This window comes from Alteromonas sp. LMIT006 (assembly GCF_024300645.1).
In the GTDB taxonomy this organism is placed as follows: Bacteria; Pseudomonadota; Gammaproteobacteria; order Enterobacterales; family Alteromonadaceae; genus Opacimonas; species Opacimonas immobilis.
In genome coordinates, this window is record NZ_CP101291.1 from 1,523,322 (window position 1) to 1,538,948 (window position 15,627).

The 15,627-nt window shown below is 44.6% G+C and carries 13 protein-coding genes; 5 read left to right on the forward strand and 8 right to left on the reverse strand.

Annotated features, from left to right (window positions below; genetic code table 11):
- The 3 genes from asnB to NLG07_RS07185 all read right to left on the reverse strand — a co-directional run bounded on the left by asnB (position 1) and on the right by NLG07_RS07185 (position 4,379).
- A complete protein-coding gene (gene asnB / locus NLG07_RS07175) occupies positions 1-1,665 on the reverse strand; it encodes an asparagine synthase B (RefSeq protein ID WP_254854797.1) in 1,665 nt (554 codons plus the stop codon).
- A 229-nt stretch (positions 1,666-1,894) separates the two neighbouring features.
- Complete coding sequence (locus NLG07_RS07180; RefSeq protein WP_254854798.1) at positions 1,895-3,556, reverse strand: M28 family metallopeptidase; 1,662 nt, start codon at positions 3,554-3,556, stop codon at positions 1,895-1,897.
- 112 nt (positions 3,557-3,668) lie between these two features.
- Positions 3,669-4,379, reverse strand: a complete 711-nt coding sequence (locus NLG07_RS07185) for a YIP1 family protein (protein WP_254854799.1) — start codon at positions 4,377-4,379, stop codon at positions 3,669-3,671.
- A 164-nt stretch (positions 4,380-4,543) separates the two neighbouring features.
- Between NLG07_RS07185 and NLG07_RS07190 the strand changes: the two genes are divergently transcribed.
- From NLG07_RS07190 to NLG07_RS07210, 5 genes are all read left to right on the forward strand, one after another.
- A complete protein-coding gene (locus NLG07_RS07190; protein ID WP_254854800.1) occupies positions 4,544-5,314 on the forward strand; it encodes an ATP-binding cassette domain-containing protein in 771 nt (256 codons plus the stop codon).
- An 11-nt stretch (positions 5,315-5,325) separates the two neighbouring features.
- Positions 5,326-6,531, forward strand: a complete 1,206-nt coding sequence (locus NLG07_RS07195) for an ABC transporter permease (protein WP_254854801.1) — start codon at positions 5,326-5,328, stop codon at positions 6,529-6,531.
- Between the two features lie 126 nt (positions 6,532-6,657).
- A complete protein-coding gene (locus tag NLG07_RS07200) occupies positions 6,658-7,440 on the forward strand; it encodes a sulfite exporter TauE/SafE family protein (protein ID WP_254854802.1) in 783 nt (260 codons plus the stop codon).
- Between the two features lie 13 nt (positions 7,441-7,453).
- Positions 7,454-8,314, forward strand: a complete 861-nt coding sequence (locus NLG07_RS07205; protein WP_254854803.1) for an MBL fold metallo-hydrolase — start codon at positions 7,454-7,456, stop codon at positions 8,312-8,314.
- 9 nt (positions 8,315-8,323) lie between these two features.
- Positions 8,324-9,994 carry a bifunctional protein tyrosine phosphatase family protein/NAD(P)/FAD-dependent oxidoreductase gene (locus tag NLG07_RS07210; protein WP_254854804.1) on the forward strand — a complete coding sequence of 557 codons (1,671 nt, stop codon included), beginning with the start codon at positions 8,324-8,326 and terminating at the stop codon, positions 9,992-9,994.
- A 56-nt stretch (positions 9,995-10,050) separates the two neighbouring features.
- On the opposite strand, the gene NLG07_RS07215 is transcribed toward NLG07_RS07210, so the two are convergent.
- From NLG07_RS07215 to cysD, 5 genes are read right to left on the reverse strand one after another with little or no spacing between them, the layout of a single operon-like run.
- Complete coding sequence (locus tag NLG07_RS07215; protein ID WP_254854805.1) at positions 10,051-11,775, reverse strand: SLC13 family permease; 1,725 nt, start codon at positions 11,773-11,775, stop codon at positions 10,051-10,053.
- Entirely contained in the window at positions 11,776-13,191 is a 1,416-nt protein-coding gene (gene cysN / locus NLG07_RS07220) for a sulfate adenylyltransferase subunit CysN (RefSeq protein ID WP_254854806.1), read from the reverse strand.
- Position 13,192: 1 nt separating this feature from the next.
- Positions 13,193-14,005: a 3'(2'),5'-bisphosphate nucleotidase CysQ gene (gene cysQ / locus NLG07_RS07225; protein WP_254854807.1), complete on the reverse strand. Its 813-nt coding sequence runs from the start codon at positions 14,003-14,005 to the stop codon at positions 13,193-13,195.
- Positions 13,998-14,591, reverse strand: a complete 594-nt coding sequence (cysC, locus tag NLG07_RS07230; RefSeq protein ID WP_254854808.1) for an adenylyl-sulfate kinase — start codon at positions 14,589-14,591, stop codon at positions 13,998-14,000. The genes cysQ and cysC overlap by 8 nt, the downstream gene beginning before the upstream one ends.
- Positions 14,591-15,496, reverse strand: a complete 906-nt coding sequence (gene cysD, locus NLG07_RS07235) for a sulfate adenylyltransferase subunit CysD (RefSeq protein ID WP_254854809.1) — start codon at positions 15,494-15,496, stop codon at positions 14,591-14,593. The genes cysC and cysD overlap by 1 nt, the downstream gene beginning before the upstream one ends.
- Positions 15,497-15,627: the final 131 nt, after the last annotated feature.

Genomic DNA, 15,627 nt, shown 5'->3' on the forward strand with positions numbered 1-15,627 from the left:
TTATCCCTTGTGCACATCCTTCATTGAACGACCAGAAGGGTCAGCGTTGTTTAAGAAGCTCTCATCCCAAGCCAGGGCTTCAACCGTAGAACAGGCGATTGACTTACCACCCGGTACGCATTTCGCAGCACTTTCTTGTGGGAAGTAACCTTCAAAGATGCTGCGATAATAATACCCTTCTTTAGTATCTGGGGTATTAGTTGGGAAACGGAATTCAGCATTAGCAAGTTGTTGGTCGCTGACCTCAGCATCCACAAAATCGCGAATTGAATCAATCCAAGAATAACCTACGCCATCACCAAATTGTTCTTTTTGACGCCATAGTACTTCGTCTGGCAAATACGTATTGTCGTCAAACGCTTTGCGTAAAATCCATTTTTCCATTTTGCCATCGATGCACATTTTGTCTTGCGGGTTTAAGCGCATGGCAACATCGATGAAGTTTTTATCTAAGAACGGAACACGAGCTTCTACGCCCCATGCAGAGGTGGCTTTATTCGCACGAGCACAATCAAACATGTGCAAACGGTCGAGTTTACGAACCGTTTCTTCATGCAGTTCTTTGGCGTTAGGCGCTTTGTGGAAATACAAATATCCACCAAAGATTTCGTCTGAACCTTCGCCAGAAAGCACCATTTTGATGCCCATGGCTTTGATCTTACGCGTCATTAAGTACATCGGCGTCGCAGCGCGAATAGTCGTCACATCATACGTTTCAAGATGATAAATCACATCGCGGATCGCATCTAGACCCTCTTGAATAGTAAAATGCACTTCGTGATGCACCGTGCCAATCATGTCGGCCACTTTTTGAGCAGCCACTAAATCTGGTGCGCCTTCTAGGCCAACAGCAAATGAATGTAGGCGAGGCCACCATGCGTCAGATTGGCCATCGTCTTCAACTCGTTTTGCAACATACTGGGCTGCCACGGCAGAGACTAATGATGAATCTAAGCCACCTGATAGCAGTACAGCATAAGGTACATCAGACATTAGATGGGATTTGACTGCGTCTTCGAAGGCTTTTTTCAAATCATCCAGATTGGTTTCGTTATCTTTGACATTGTCATAGCTCATCCAGTCGCGCTGATAGTATTTGACCAGTTTGCCTTCACGACTATCGAGATAGTGTCCTGGCGGGAATTCTGAAATGGTTTTGCACACAGGAGCAAGTGCTTTCATTTCCGATGAAATATAAAAATTACCGTGCTCATCATAACCTGTGTACAACGGAATAATACCAATATGATCACGAGCGATCAGATAAGAATCGTTAGCCTGGTCATACAAAACAAAGGCAAACATGCCTTCTAGTTTATCAATAAACTGTGAGCCGTATTTTTGATACAGAGGAATGATGACCTCACAGTCTGATTTGGTCTTAAAGGCATAATCCGAAGCTTCTGCAGAAGCTAATGCTTTGTGATTATAGATCTCGCCGTTCACCGCTAAGATTTCGTTTTCAGAATCACTGATAAGAGGCTGTGCGCCGGTGTCGACATCCACAATGGCAAGGCGTTCGTGGCATAAGATAGCATTATTATTATTCCAAATACCTGACCAGTCTGGGCCGCGATGGCGAAGTAATTTGGCAAGCTCTAATGCTTGGGTACGTAATTCTGAGACATCGGTTTTGATGTCTAAGATCCCGAAAATACCACACATATATAGGTTCTCTCTATGCTAAAAATAATGCTAAAAAAATATTGGTTACACGTATTTCTGTCGTTACGCTAGGTGCGTGGGAGGTGTAATTTATAAGTAGCGATTTTGGTATTGTTATTTTTGGCCCGCTAAGGGTGTTAATGTGCCAGTTTTGTGGAAAAAAGCAAGGGTAAATCACAAAAAAGGCCGGAAACTCCGACCTTTTTCATAGGAATGTCACATTCGCTGATTATTTGCGCTGAAATTCACTGGTTGCTGACCATTGTGGCCAGGTCTGCGCATTAGCAACCTGAACGGCAACGTCCATTAACATGCGAGCATCTTCTTCCATACCGCTTGGGTTGATACTTTCACGGTACTGGTCGCATACTTGGTGGTAACATCCGCGTTGAATCACGTTGATTTTTTTGCGATAGGCTGCCACCTCTTCGTTCAGCGGTGTTGCACCGCCGTACGCATAAAGAGCCGGCACTCCGGCTTTGGCAAACGAAAAGTGATCTGAGCGATAATAGTAACCGGCTTCAGGGCGAGGCTCTTGCACAACCACGCGACCTTGTTTCGTCGCAGCTGCGACGAGATATTGTTCCAGTTCTGATTTACCTTGGCCTACCACCGCAACATCTTGGGTTTGACCTAAGATATTCATTGCGTCAACGTTGATGTTGGCAACGGTTTTATTAAGCGGGATAACTGGATGGTTGGCATAGTATTTTGAGCCAAGCAAACCTTGTTCTTCCGCGGTCACAATCAAAAAACTAATTGAGCGTCTTGGTCGCTCCGATAATTTTGCCAGTTGCTGCGCAATGGTGATCAAACCAGCTGTACCGGTCGCATTGTCGTGAAAGCCATTGTAAATCTGGTCACCTTCTAGTGAAGTATCTGTGCCTAAATGATCCCAGTGTGCGGTAAAAATAATATGCTCGTCCGGCAACTCATGACCTGGCAAGGTGGCCAGGAAGTTGTAACTCGTGGAGGTTTCAAAGCTGTTCTGTACGGTTGCTGAAGCAGTCAAATTCAAAGCAGAATGATATGGACCCTGTAAGGCTTTGGCTTTTTCAGCAGCAAAGTCTTTCCCTGCAGCAGCAAATACAGATACTGCAGCGTCAAGACTTAACCACCCTTCAATCGCGACGCGAGAAGCGCCTTTATCCGGGTTAACCAATCCGTATTGCGGTCCTGACCAACTGTTCGCTACGACCGACCAACCATAAGAGGCTGGTTCAGTTTCATGCACAATTAGAGCTGCAGCGGCCCCTTGACGGCTAGCTTCTTCGTACTTGTAACTCCAACGTCCGTAATAGGTCATGGTTTTACCTTCAAAAATCCCCGCATCAGGATTTTCAAAACCTGGATCATTAACTAAGATCACAACGGTTTTGCCAGTGACATCTAATCCTTCATAATCGTTCCAATTATATTCTGGCGCATTCACACCATAGCCAACAAAGACCACCTCCGAATCGGAAACATCGATTTGCGCTTGTTCACGCTGAGAGCCAACAACCATATTATCTTTATAGGTAAATGTTTGTTCGCCGATACTTAACGAAGCATCTGGGCTCGCCGTAATTGAAATCAATTCGACGGGTTGCAAGAAAGAATCGCCTGCTGTGGGCACTAAGCCAGCTTGAGTGAAGTGTTCGATCAAATACGCAAGAGTCTTTGTTTCACCTTCTGTCGCCGGTAAACGACCACCAAATTCATCTGAAGCGAGTACTCTAGCATGTTCAATGATGGTTTCTCCGCTTAGACTATTGTAAACATCGGCAAAGCTAACCGCAGCTTGGGATGGAGTTTGCGTTTGAGACATGGTCTTGCGTTCTGCTTGGTTAGGTTGACATGCACTGAGCAGTGAGCAACACAATAAAGCGGTTACAAAATGTCGTTTCATTATTATTCTTCCTTTTTTAAAGTGCACGAAGTATACCAATAACTTGGTCTTTTCCCAAAAAAAAGCCGAGTATCTCAGTGAGAGCACTCGGCAATTTAAAGGAGTAATAAAATTAGAAAATCAAGAACAATGCCCAAACGCCGTAAATGACAACATAAGGTAATGCCGCAAGCACTAGGCACTTATTAAAATCGAAGCGCGTCCACGTACCGATAGCAACCGCTGCAATGTAGTAGTTCCAAATCATCTCAAGTCTGACAGACGTAGCAAAGTTGAACCATACTGAGTCTAAACCAATATTAAACACGTTCGCGATTGAAGTTGCTGACGCTAAGGAAGGATGGATCTCACCGCTAGCATCACCAAGTAAGATCATCAAAATAGAAATCACTGCTCCGATAATCGTCGGCAGACCTATCCACCAAGACGCGCCGTACCAATCCGTAAAACCCGCTAAGTTTTCTTCATCTGAACCGGTTACTGCTTTGTAGTAAATGGCAACAATAGCAGTAACGACAATCATTGCAAGAACGGAACCAATCGGAACATACATAGCAATATCAGCAGTTTGAGTAAATGACAACGCCGTTTCGATTTCTGCAGGACTCAAATCTCTTAAATCGGGAGAGGTTTTAAGTAATGTGTGATAGTACTCTTGGTCGACCGATGCAAAATACAAATAACCTGGTAATGAAGCGATGATTGCGGTCAGAATAAAGGGGATCCATGACCAGTTATTGTGCGTCTTTAACGCTTCAAAAACAGCGCGTGGGCGAACAAATACCTCGCTACAGGCCTGGATTGGGTTGGTCACTTCTGACATAGGAATTCCTTAAATCGTTATTATTCATAGCAACCTTATACCATTTGTTTAAACGGTGCCGATGTAAATTGTAAAAAAGTTTGTAAATCGCTATAAATATTAAGATTTTACGCTACTATAAACTCATCACTTGAAGCGTGAAACACGACAATAAGGAACCGTGCATGATTGAAATCTCGCATTTGGCTAAGAAATTCAAAGTCGAAAACCCCAAAAAGCTCAGTGAGCAAGAGCGCAAAGACCCACGTTTACAAGGCAAGTTTTTCCATTCGGTTCAAGACGTGAATTTTATGTGTGATCACGGTCAAGTTCTCGGTTTACTCGGCCCAAACGGGGCAGGCAAAACCACCACCTTACGCATGTTATCGACTGCGCTCGCGCCAGACGGAGGCAGCATCAAAATCAATGGTGTCGATGTCTTGGCCAACCCGTTGATTGCCCGCCAAAAAATTGGCTTCCTTTCCGGTTCAACTGGATTGTATGGACGCTTAAGCGGACGTGAAAATATCGCGTATTTTGGTCGTTTACATGGGATGAATGACACAGCCATCGCCAACAAGATCGACGAACTGACTGAGCTGCTCGATTTATCCACCTTTTTAGAGCGCCGCAGTGAAAATTTCTCTACCGGTATGAAACAGCGCATCTCCATAGCACGCGCCGTCGTCCATGACCCGGAAGTGGTCATTTTAGATGAACCAACAACCGGTCTGGATATTATGGCGACGCAAACGGTGATTGATTTCATCAAGGGGTTAAAAGAGAAGCAAGTACCTGTGATTTTTTCAACGCATCACTTGGATGAAGTGGAACAATTATGCGATACCGTGACCGTCATAGATGAAGGGCGTACCAAGTACAATGGAGACATTGAGTCGTTTGCGGGGTTGTCGGGTAAAACATTACACGATTCATTTATGGTCAGCATAAGCTAGGAGATAAGGACATGTGGTTAGTATTTAAAAAAGAAGTCATCGAACTATTACGTGACCGTAAAACCCTGTTTTTTATGATTGCATTGCCGTTATTGTTCTTCCCAATTATCTTTGGAGGAGTGTTTTATTTTTCCGGTAAGGCCATTCAAGAAGCGCAAGAAAAGACGTTGAACTTTGCTGTGATCGGTGGCGAGTTTGCTCCGCATCTGACCAAGCAGCTGAGTGCTAGGGATGATTTAACTCTAGTAAAAACCACATTAAAAGGTGATGACGAAGCGGGGATCAAAGATTTTGTAAAGACTGAAAAAGTGGATTTTGTGTTAGTGGTACCGGCAACTTTTAGCAATGATGTGCTGACCAGTGGCCAGCAAACGATTATGCTGTATCTCAATGATGCGGGCCTAAATATGGTACAACGCCGAGTCAACGAGGTCGTAAAAGAGATCGAAAATGCTAACCAACAATCGGCGTTTATCACCTTGGGCGTCAGTGAGGCGATGCAAAAGGGTTTACTCAATCCTATAGTGATTGAAAAAGTATCAACTGCTGATAAACGCGAGGATTTGGGTGAGAAAATCGGTGGTTTCATTCCATATCTTGTCTTCATTTTGTGTTTGCAAGGTGCGATGCTTCCCGCGACTGATATTGGTGCAGGAGAGAAAGAACGAGGCACACTCGAGACATTGCTGATCACGCCCATCCCAAGACGAGATTTGGTGATGGGAAAATTCTTTACCATAGCGTTTGCAGGGGTGACGTCTGCGATGGTCACCATAGGCAGTATGTTTGTTTGGGGCGTACTGCTTGCGCAAGGCATGGCAATTAAACTCATTACGGAATTCATGGGGGCAATCAGCCCGATCGATTTTGTGTTGATGTTTTTGATGCTAGTGCCCGTGGTAGCGATTTTTGCTTCGTTGTTACTCAGTTTATCCATCTATGCGCGAAGCTTTAAAGAAGCGCAAGGGTATATGACGCCCCTGGTGTTTTTAACCATTATTCCTATCATTATTGCGTTACTCCCTGGCATTGAGCTCAAAGGAGTATATGCCTGGATCCCACTGACAAACGTCGCGCTTGCGATGAAAGAGCTGATCAAAGGCACCATGGATTATATGGCACTTATTCCGATTTTTGTCTCGACCAGCGTGATTGCAGGATTACTGATTGCATTTTGCGTGTACTGGTTTAAGCGTGAAAAGGTACTGTTTAGGTAAATTCCAAAAAATTCAATCCTTATAGCTTTTTGAAATAAGCAAATAACTTTTGTAAATTATTTGTTATTGGTATGTTTTCTTAAAACCAAATAATATATCTAATATTATTTAGTTATTTGGGTTTTTATGGAAATTTTTGGCTATATTGCAGCTGTTTTTATGGGAATGGTATTGGGTGTCATCGGTGGCGGTGGCTCGATACTAACTGTGCCCATCCTTGTTTATCTAATGGGCGTCAATGCGACGATCGCGACAGGATACTCTTTGATCATCGTTGGTTTGACGGCTGCATTTGGAGCATTTCGTTACTTTAAACAAGGTTTAATCGATTTTAAACCGGCTTTAATATTTGCTATTCCTTCTATTTTAGCGGTCTATGCCACCCGTGCTTTCTTAGTTCCAGCTATACCTGAAGTCATCTATGATGGCGTGTTTTTGGTCACCAAAGACCTCATGATTATGGTGCTCTTTGGCATCCTAATGGTGATGTCCGCGGTCATGATGTTGCGCAATGCAAAACAGCTCAAGCCAACCGGTAAACCCCAATCGACTATTTTGATCTTGTTGGAAGGCTCAGTAGTTGGAGTAGCCACTGGGCTTCTTGGCGCAGGAGGAGGCTTCTTAATCATTCCAGCCTTGGTCTTGTTGATGGGCATGGAAATGAAAAAAGCCGTTGCTGCATCGTTATTCATTATTGCACTGAAATCCATCATAGGCTTTGGCGGGGATCTCCAAGCAGGCATCGCACTCGATTTTCAATTAATCGGCAGTTTAATTTTGTGCACGGTGTTGGGCATGTTTCTCGCAACAAAAATTGCAGACCGATTTGATGGTAAAAAACTGCAAAAAAGCTTCGCCTATTTCACCTTGACCATCGCCGTCATCATTTTTGCTAAAGAATTACTGTAAAGGAGCACTGAATATGTATGTAAAAACGTTTCACGACCCAGATACTGCGACATTTACGCACATAGTCGTTGATGAATCGACCGCAAAATGTGCAGTGATTGACTCAGTATTAGATTACGACCATTTTGCTGGGACTGTCAAAACAGATAGTGCTGATCAGGTCATCGATTACATTCGAACAAATAATTTAAAAAATGAATGGATTCTAGAAAGTCATATTCATGCCGACCACATTACCGCTTCTTCTTATTTAAAAACGCACATCGGTGGTCAAACTGCTATGAGTAAAAGAATCAAAGAAGTCTTAGAAATCTGGGTGCCAATATTCGATAGCAGCGAGGACACTTTGATTTCTGGAGATCAATTTGATCGACTCCTAGATGAAGGTGATCAAATATCGATTGGCTCAATCACCCTTGAAACTTGGCTAACCCCAGGCCACACCCCAGCGTGTGCGAGTTATTATTGTGCCGAGCACAATGCAATTTTTGTTGGGGACACTATTTTTGCACCACATCTTGGTACTGCGCGCTGTGATTTCCCGGGTGGAAGTGCAGCGGATTTGTTTAACACCGTTCAGCGTTTTTATACCTTACCTGATGAAACAGTTGTGTATCTTTGCCATGATTACCCGAAAGACGGCGAATCTCCACTTGAATCAATTACCATTGGTGAACAAAAAACGTCCAATAAACAAATCCAGCCCGATACCGAGTTTTCAGAGTATGTAGCCAAGCGTGAAGCCCGTGATGCAACGCTCTCAGTACCAAAATTACTGTATCCATCGATTCAAACGAATCTGCGTTTAGGTGAATTTGGGGTCAAGTCCAAAAATGGTTTGCAGTACATAAAAATTCCAATCAATGCGTTATAGGAGTCGAGTATGGATATCAAAATATTGACCAAAGATTTATCTGTATCCCCGCAAATTACAATAGATGATGTACGAACTCTAGCTGAGATGGGATTTAAGTCACTGGTGTGTCATCGACCTGATGGAGAAGGGGCAGATCAAGTCAATTTTGCAGAGATACAATCGATAGCCGAGGAACTTGGTTTACAGGCGGTGCATCAACCTGTTACCAGTGGTAAAGTCACTGATGAAGACGCACAGACCTTCAAGCAATTAATGTCGGATTTACCTAAACCGATGTTTGCCTATTGTCGAACCGGCACGCGCTGTACGACAGTTTGGTCATTGGCTCAAGCAACAGAAATGAGTACCGTTGAGATTTTACAGACGGCAAAAAACGCGGGATATGATATGTCAGGTGTGGTGCGACGTATCGTGAATGGTGGAGTGACGCCAACTCAACAAACTGATCGTGAATTTGATATTGTGGTAGTGGGTGCTGGTGCTGCAGGAGTTGCAGTATGCTCTAGCATTTTGGCGCGTAAACCGGATGTTAATATCGCGGTGATTGATCCTGCCGATATCCATTATTATCAGCCAGGTTGGACTATGGTGGGTGCTGGGGTCTTTACTCCAGAACAAACGGTTAAAACGCTGTCATCTCTGATCCCAAAAGGTGTGACTTGGATCAAAAATGCAGTGTCAGCATTTGAACCAGACAAAAACTGTGTGCTCCTTGATGGGTGTCATACTGTTTCATACAAACACCTTATTGTCTGCCCAGGATTAAAATTAGATTGGCACAAAATTGAAGGCCTTTCAGAAACATTAGGTAAAAATGGAGTAACTTCCAATTATCGTTTTGATTTGGCCCCTTATACATGGGAACTCGTACAAGGTTTACAGGGTGGAAAAGCGGTATTTACGCAACCACCAATGCCTATCAAATGTGCTGGTGCGCCACAAAAGGCCATGTATTTATCATGCGACCATTGGTTATCAAGTGGTGTATTGGGCAAGATTGATGTCGAATTTTACAACGCTGGTCCTGTTCTGTTTGGGGTCAAAGAGTATGTCCCAAGCTTGATGAAATACGTTGAAAAGTATCAAGCAAGCCTTCAGTTTACGCACAACTTAGTCAAAGTTGATGGTCCTAATAAACGGGCGTATTTTAAGCAAACTGGAGAGGGGGCATCCGATGAGTTAGTGGAAGTTGCCTTTGATATGTTACACGTTGCTCCTCCGCAATCGGCTCCTGACTTCATTAAAGTCAGTCCTTTGGCCGATGAAGCTGGGTGGGTTGATGTCGATCAGTCCACGTTGCAGCATAAAAAGTATAACAATATCTATGGCTTAGGTGATGCGATGAATGCACCTAATGCCAAAACAGCGGCTGCAGCACGAGTGCAAGCTCCTATTGTGGCTAATAATGTCTTATGTGACATGGGTTTGTATGAAAAACGCGCCATCTATAACGGCTACGGTTCCTGTCCATTAACAGTTGAAAAAGGCAAAATCATTCTGGCTGAGTTTGGTTATGGTGGCAAAATGTTACCGACGTTCCCAAATTGGCTCATTAATGGAACACAGCCGTCCCACTTAGCCTGGTTATTAAAAGAAAAAATTCTGCCGCCAATGTATTGGGAAGGAATGCTAAAAGGCAAGGAGTGGTTAGTCAAACCCAAAGAGTTTTTAAAATAGCTACCGATTTAAAGTGTGTTAGTTGACGCGATGGTTGGGATAACCATCGCGTTTTTTTACAAATGCACCCAAGCCAACAGACTCAACACAATCGTCGAATAACACAGTGATATGGGTAAGCCGATTTTGACAAAATCCATATACCGGTATTGCCCAGCATTGTGCACGAGTAAGTTAGTTTGATAGCCATAAGGGGTGATAAAACTGGCACTTGCCGCAAATGCCACCGCCAACGCAAAGGGCAGAATCGGCGCTCCGAGGGCTTCTACTAATACCCATGCAAACGGAAACATCAATGCCGCCGCAGCATTATTCGTGACAAATTCTGTTAATAAGAGTGTTAAAAAATACACGACTACTAATGCGATGAACATCGAGTGGCCATTAATTAACGGCGTTAATGTCTCGGTGAGTAAAGCAAAAAGCCCTGCGTTTTCCATCCCTGTTGCCAGTGACAAGGCACCCACTATTACCACCATCACATTCAAGGGAATATTGCGCTTGATCTCGGCGTGTGAGGTCACACCGGCTAAACCAAGAACCGCCAAGAGAAACAATAAACCGACTAATAACGGCACTATTTCAAACGCAGCTAGAGCGATGACTGTCCCAAAACCCAACATGGTTAGCCAATCTTGGCGAGTCGAGAGTTTGCGTTGAATGGTTTGCTCAGAGACGATGAAAAAGTGTTTATTTAAGTTGTTGCGCTGATGAAAATCAGGTCCTGTTGCCAATAACAAAAAATCACCCGACTGCAGTTTGACTTCGCCAAGCTTTCCAGAGAGCTGCTCGCCATCTCGGCGAATGGCCACCACCGCCGCATCAAACAAGGCGCGAAATCCTGAGCGCTTGAGGGTTGAACCAATCAATGAAGAGCGGTTCGAGATAACCACTTCGCTTAACTCTGAACGCATGAGCCCTGAATTCTCTGCAAATAGCTCCAACCCCTTGATATGCGACAACGCATCGACGTTTTTGACATTGCCGTTAAAAATCAATTTATCGCCCGCCACAATCACCTCATCTGGTGAAACTGGGGAGATGGTGTTGCCATGGCGCACTATCTCGACCAGGAATAACTCAGGTAGATTGCGCAAATGATTGTCTTCGATACTCAAACCAACCAGCTCAGAGTCAGGGGCAACATCAGCTTCAAGCAAATATTCTTGCTCTGCACTACCTTTGAGATTGATCTCCGGAAGCCACCCGCGCAACAGGTATAGCAAAACGCCACATACTAAACCGGCCGTCATCCCAAATAGCGTAAAGTCATAAAACGCAAAACCAGGATGGCCTTTGTCCTGCAAAAAACTGTGCACGATGAGGTTGGTTGATGTCCCAATAAGCGTTACGGTTCCGCCCAAAATGGCAGAGAATGATAATGGAATAAGTAGCTTAGAAGCCAAGTGATGCTGGTTTTGTTTGACTGAGCCAATCAGTGAGGCAACAATCGCGGTATTGTTCAGCAATGCCGAGCTAAAAAAGCTGATGCCAAATAAACGCAAATAGGACGCTTTGAAGTTAGCCGTAATCAGTTTACGCGCAACCCGTTTGAGAAGGGCTGTTTTATCAATTGCATGGCTGATAATCAGTAACAAAAGAAGAGTGACCAATCCGGGGTTTGTCGCATTGGTTAACACATCCTCGATATCAATGGTTTGTGTCAGCATCAACGCCAGAGTCGCCGTACCAAAAATCACAGACGGACGTTTCTTAGACACAATCAATGAGGTGATTGTGCCTAAGAAAATAAGCAGTACGAGGAACTGACTCAGCGACATTTACTTGAGTTTAGTAATGTCAATCGCTTCCCAGTGTGGGAAGTGCTTGCGTACTAAGGCGTTCATTTCCACTTCAAACTCACTGAACGCGTGTTGATTCGATGCTTCAGACTGATTCTGTGAAATAATCATTCCTGCACCCACAGTGGCATTGGTTAAACGATCAATGACGATAAACGCGCCAGTTTTACGGTTGCGCGTGTAAGGATCACAGGCAACTGCTTGAGTGAGTTTCAAGTCCACTTTAGCAATCTCGTTGAGTTGCAAATGCACGCCCTGAGTTTGCTCCAATGTGTTTACATCAATTAAGTAATCGATGTTGCTGATGGCACCAGCGACTTTTTGCGTGGCAAATTTGATGTTGTATTGCTTGTTTGGGATCATGGCTGCCTCGTCCATCCAGACCAGGTGTGCCGCAAAACTGCTGTTTAAGAATGGCTGATTATCCGTTTTCACAATCATATCGCCACGCGAAATATCAATTTCATCGTTGAGTGTGAGCGTCACCGCCGCCCCGGCTTTTGCACTCTCAAGCTCAGCATCAAAGGTATCGATGGATTTGACCGTGGAGGTTTTACCAGATGGCAGTGCCGTGACCGCATCACCCACCGCAATATCGCCAGACACAATCGTACCGGCAAAACCCCGATAGTTCAGATGCGGACGGTTAACGTATTGAACTGGGAAACGAAAGTCATCGTGATTGACGGTTTTGTCGACTTCGATGGTGTTGAGCATGTCCATCATCGTCTGTCCCGTATACCATGGCGTATTTGATGATAAGTTGACGACGTTATCACCTTCAAGCGCTGACATGGGAATAAACTGAATATTCTTAATCGCAAGGTTTTCGGCAAACGCCAAGTAATCTTCTTTGATTTGAGAGTAGATGTTTTCTGAATAATCCATCAAGTCCATTTTGTTGACGGCGACAATGACGTTTTTAATGCCCAATAACGAGACTAAAAACGAGTGACGTTTGGTTTGGGTTTTCACCCCGGCACGGGCATCGACCAAGATAATCGCAAGGTCACAAGTAGACGCGCCTGTCACCATGTTACGCGTGTATTGCTCGTGTCCAGGGGTATCGGCGATGATGAATTTGCGTTTGTCAGTTGAAAAATAACGATACGCCACATCAATCGTGATGCCTTGTTCACGCTCTGACTGTAGACCATCTACAAGTAGCGCTAGGTCCACTTTTTCGCCAGTGGTACCGACTTTTTTACTGTCCTTGGTGATGGCAGCAAGCTGATCTTCATAAATCATCTTGGAGTCATGCAACAAGCGACCAATCAGTGTGGATTTGCCGTCATCGACGCTGCCACAGGTTAAAAAGCGCAACATATCTTTGCTTTCGTGTTGCGCCAAATAGGCGTGAATATCAGTTTCTAATAAGGTATTACGATGTTCCATGTTAGCAACTCACTAAAAAATACGGGTTTAATAAAGATTCTTTTTGGTTATATACCAAATCAGATAACGATTCAGGGGTGGTCACTGCGACCGGAATATCCTCAACGCTAAAGGCTTTGACCATGGCGCCGGCAGCTAACGCAACGGCATGCGCAGCAGCCGTATCCCATTCAGAGGTTGGGCCTAAGCGCGGATAAAAATGTGCTTGCCCAGTGGCGACCAAACATAATTTTAACGAACTGCCCATGGCGACCAGCTCAGCTGGCTTATCCAATGCGTCCAAAAACGCCGTTGTCTCTGGGGATGCGTGTGAACGCGAGCCAACGACATTATATTGCGTCGCAGACGCTTTATCAGCAATGCTAATGGCCCTTTGGGTTCCTTGCTCTATGGTATAGGCTGAGTCGTTTACCCCGACATAAAATATGTCTAAGACAGGTGCGTAAACCACACCTAAAGTGGGTTTGCCATTTTCAATTAGGGCAATGTTCACCGTGAACTCACCATTTTTTTTGATGAACTCTTTGGTGCCATCTAGTGGATCGACTAGCCAATATGATGTCCAGCTTTGGCGCTCTGACCAATCGATAGAGGCAGATTCTTCCGATAAAATCGGTAAATCACTTATGCCTTCAAGGCCTTGGCAAATGACCTTGTGCGCAGCTAAGTCCGCTTCGGTCAAAGGTGAGCTGTCTGACTTGTCATACACGGCAAAATCACGCTCGTAAATCGCTAAAATCGCATCGCCGGCTTTTTTAGCAATGACGCTGACTTTTTCGGCTAGGTCTTGGGTCGCATAACTCATATTATACATATCCCTCAGCCACTAGCATGTTGAATAAACGCTCCACCGTTTCTTGTGCGGATTCGTCTTGATAAGTCAGATGGATCTCTGGGTTGGTCGGCGCTTCATACGCTGAATCAATCCCTGTAAAATGCGGAATATCTCCACTGCGGGCTTTTTTGTACAGGCCTTTGGGGTCACGTGCTTCACAAATCTCGAGCGGGGTATCGACAAAAATTTCGATGAACTCGCCGTCTTCCAAAATCCCTCGACAGTAATTGCGATCCGCAGCAAATGGTGAAATGAATGCGGTTAATACGAGTGTGCCCGAATCGACAAATAACTTAGCGACTTCGCTGATACGGCGAATGTTTTCGACGCGATCTTTGTCAGAAAAGCCCAAATCCCCACATAATCCATGACGCACATTGTCACCATCAAGCAAATAGGTATGCTTGTTGGCAGACACAAGTTTCTGTTCTAACAAGTTGGCAAGAGTGGATTTGCCCGAACCACTTAAACCCGTTAGCCACAATACGCGTGGGGTCTGGCCTTTTTGCGCCGCGCGGGAAGCTTTATCCGCCTCATGCTGATGCCATACGATGTTCTCACTCATTAAAAGTATCCTTCCATTTTTTTCTTCTCCATAGAACCACTTGAGTCGTGGTCAATCACACGTCCTTGGCGTTCTGAGGTTTTGGTTAAAAGCATCTCTTGAATGACCTCCGGCAACGTTTGTGCTTCAGATTCCACAGCGCCGGTTAGTGGATAACAGCCTAGCGTTCTAAAGCGCACGGACTTCATCATCGGCTCTTCGCCGGCCTCCAATGGCATTCGGTCGTCATCGACCATGATCAAGACACCATCACGCTCTACCACAGGGCGAGGTTTGGCGAGATACAACTCTGGAATTTCGATACCTTCAAGATAAATGTATTGCCAGATGTCTAACTCTGTCCAGTTCGACATTGGGAAAACACGAATGCTTTCGCCTTTGTTGACTTGGGCGTTGTAAATATTCCATAGCTCTGGGCGTTGGTTTTTGGGATCCCAGCGATGGTTGTTATCGCGAAATGAAAACACGCGTTCTTTAGCACGAGACTTTTCTTCATCGCGACGGGCACCGCCGAAGGCAGCATCAAACTGATGCTTGTCTAGCGCTTGTTTGAGAGCAACCGTTTTCATGATGTCCGTGTGTTTGGCACTGCCAACAGAAAATGGATTCACGCCTGCGTCCACCCCTTCTTGGTTGATGTGAACGAGCAAATCCAAATCGTGTTCACGCGCCATGCGATCACGAAATTCAATCATTTCACGAAACTTCCAAGTTGTATCAACATGCAAGAGTGGGAAGGGGATCTTACCTGGCGCAAACGCTTTGCGTGCTAGGTGTAATAAAACAGAGGAATCCTTACCCACCGAATACAGCATCACAGGATTATCAAATTCTGCGGCGACTTCTCGGAAAATATGGATGCTTTCAGCTTCGAGCTGTTTAAGGTGTGTCACGACATCAGACATGTGGGTGATTTCCATTCAATATACTAAAAGATTCTATGCTTATAAAAATAACACTCATCACATCATTTGATAAATGTCATTTGGCTATTAGTAAGTTAAATGTGGTATATGATATGGAACTAAGTTAATAG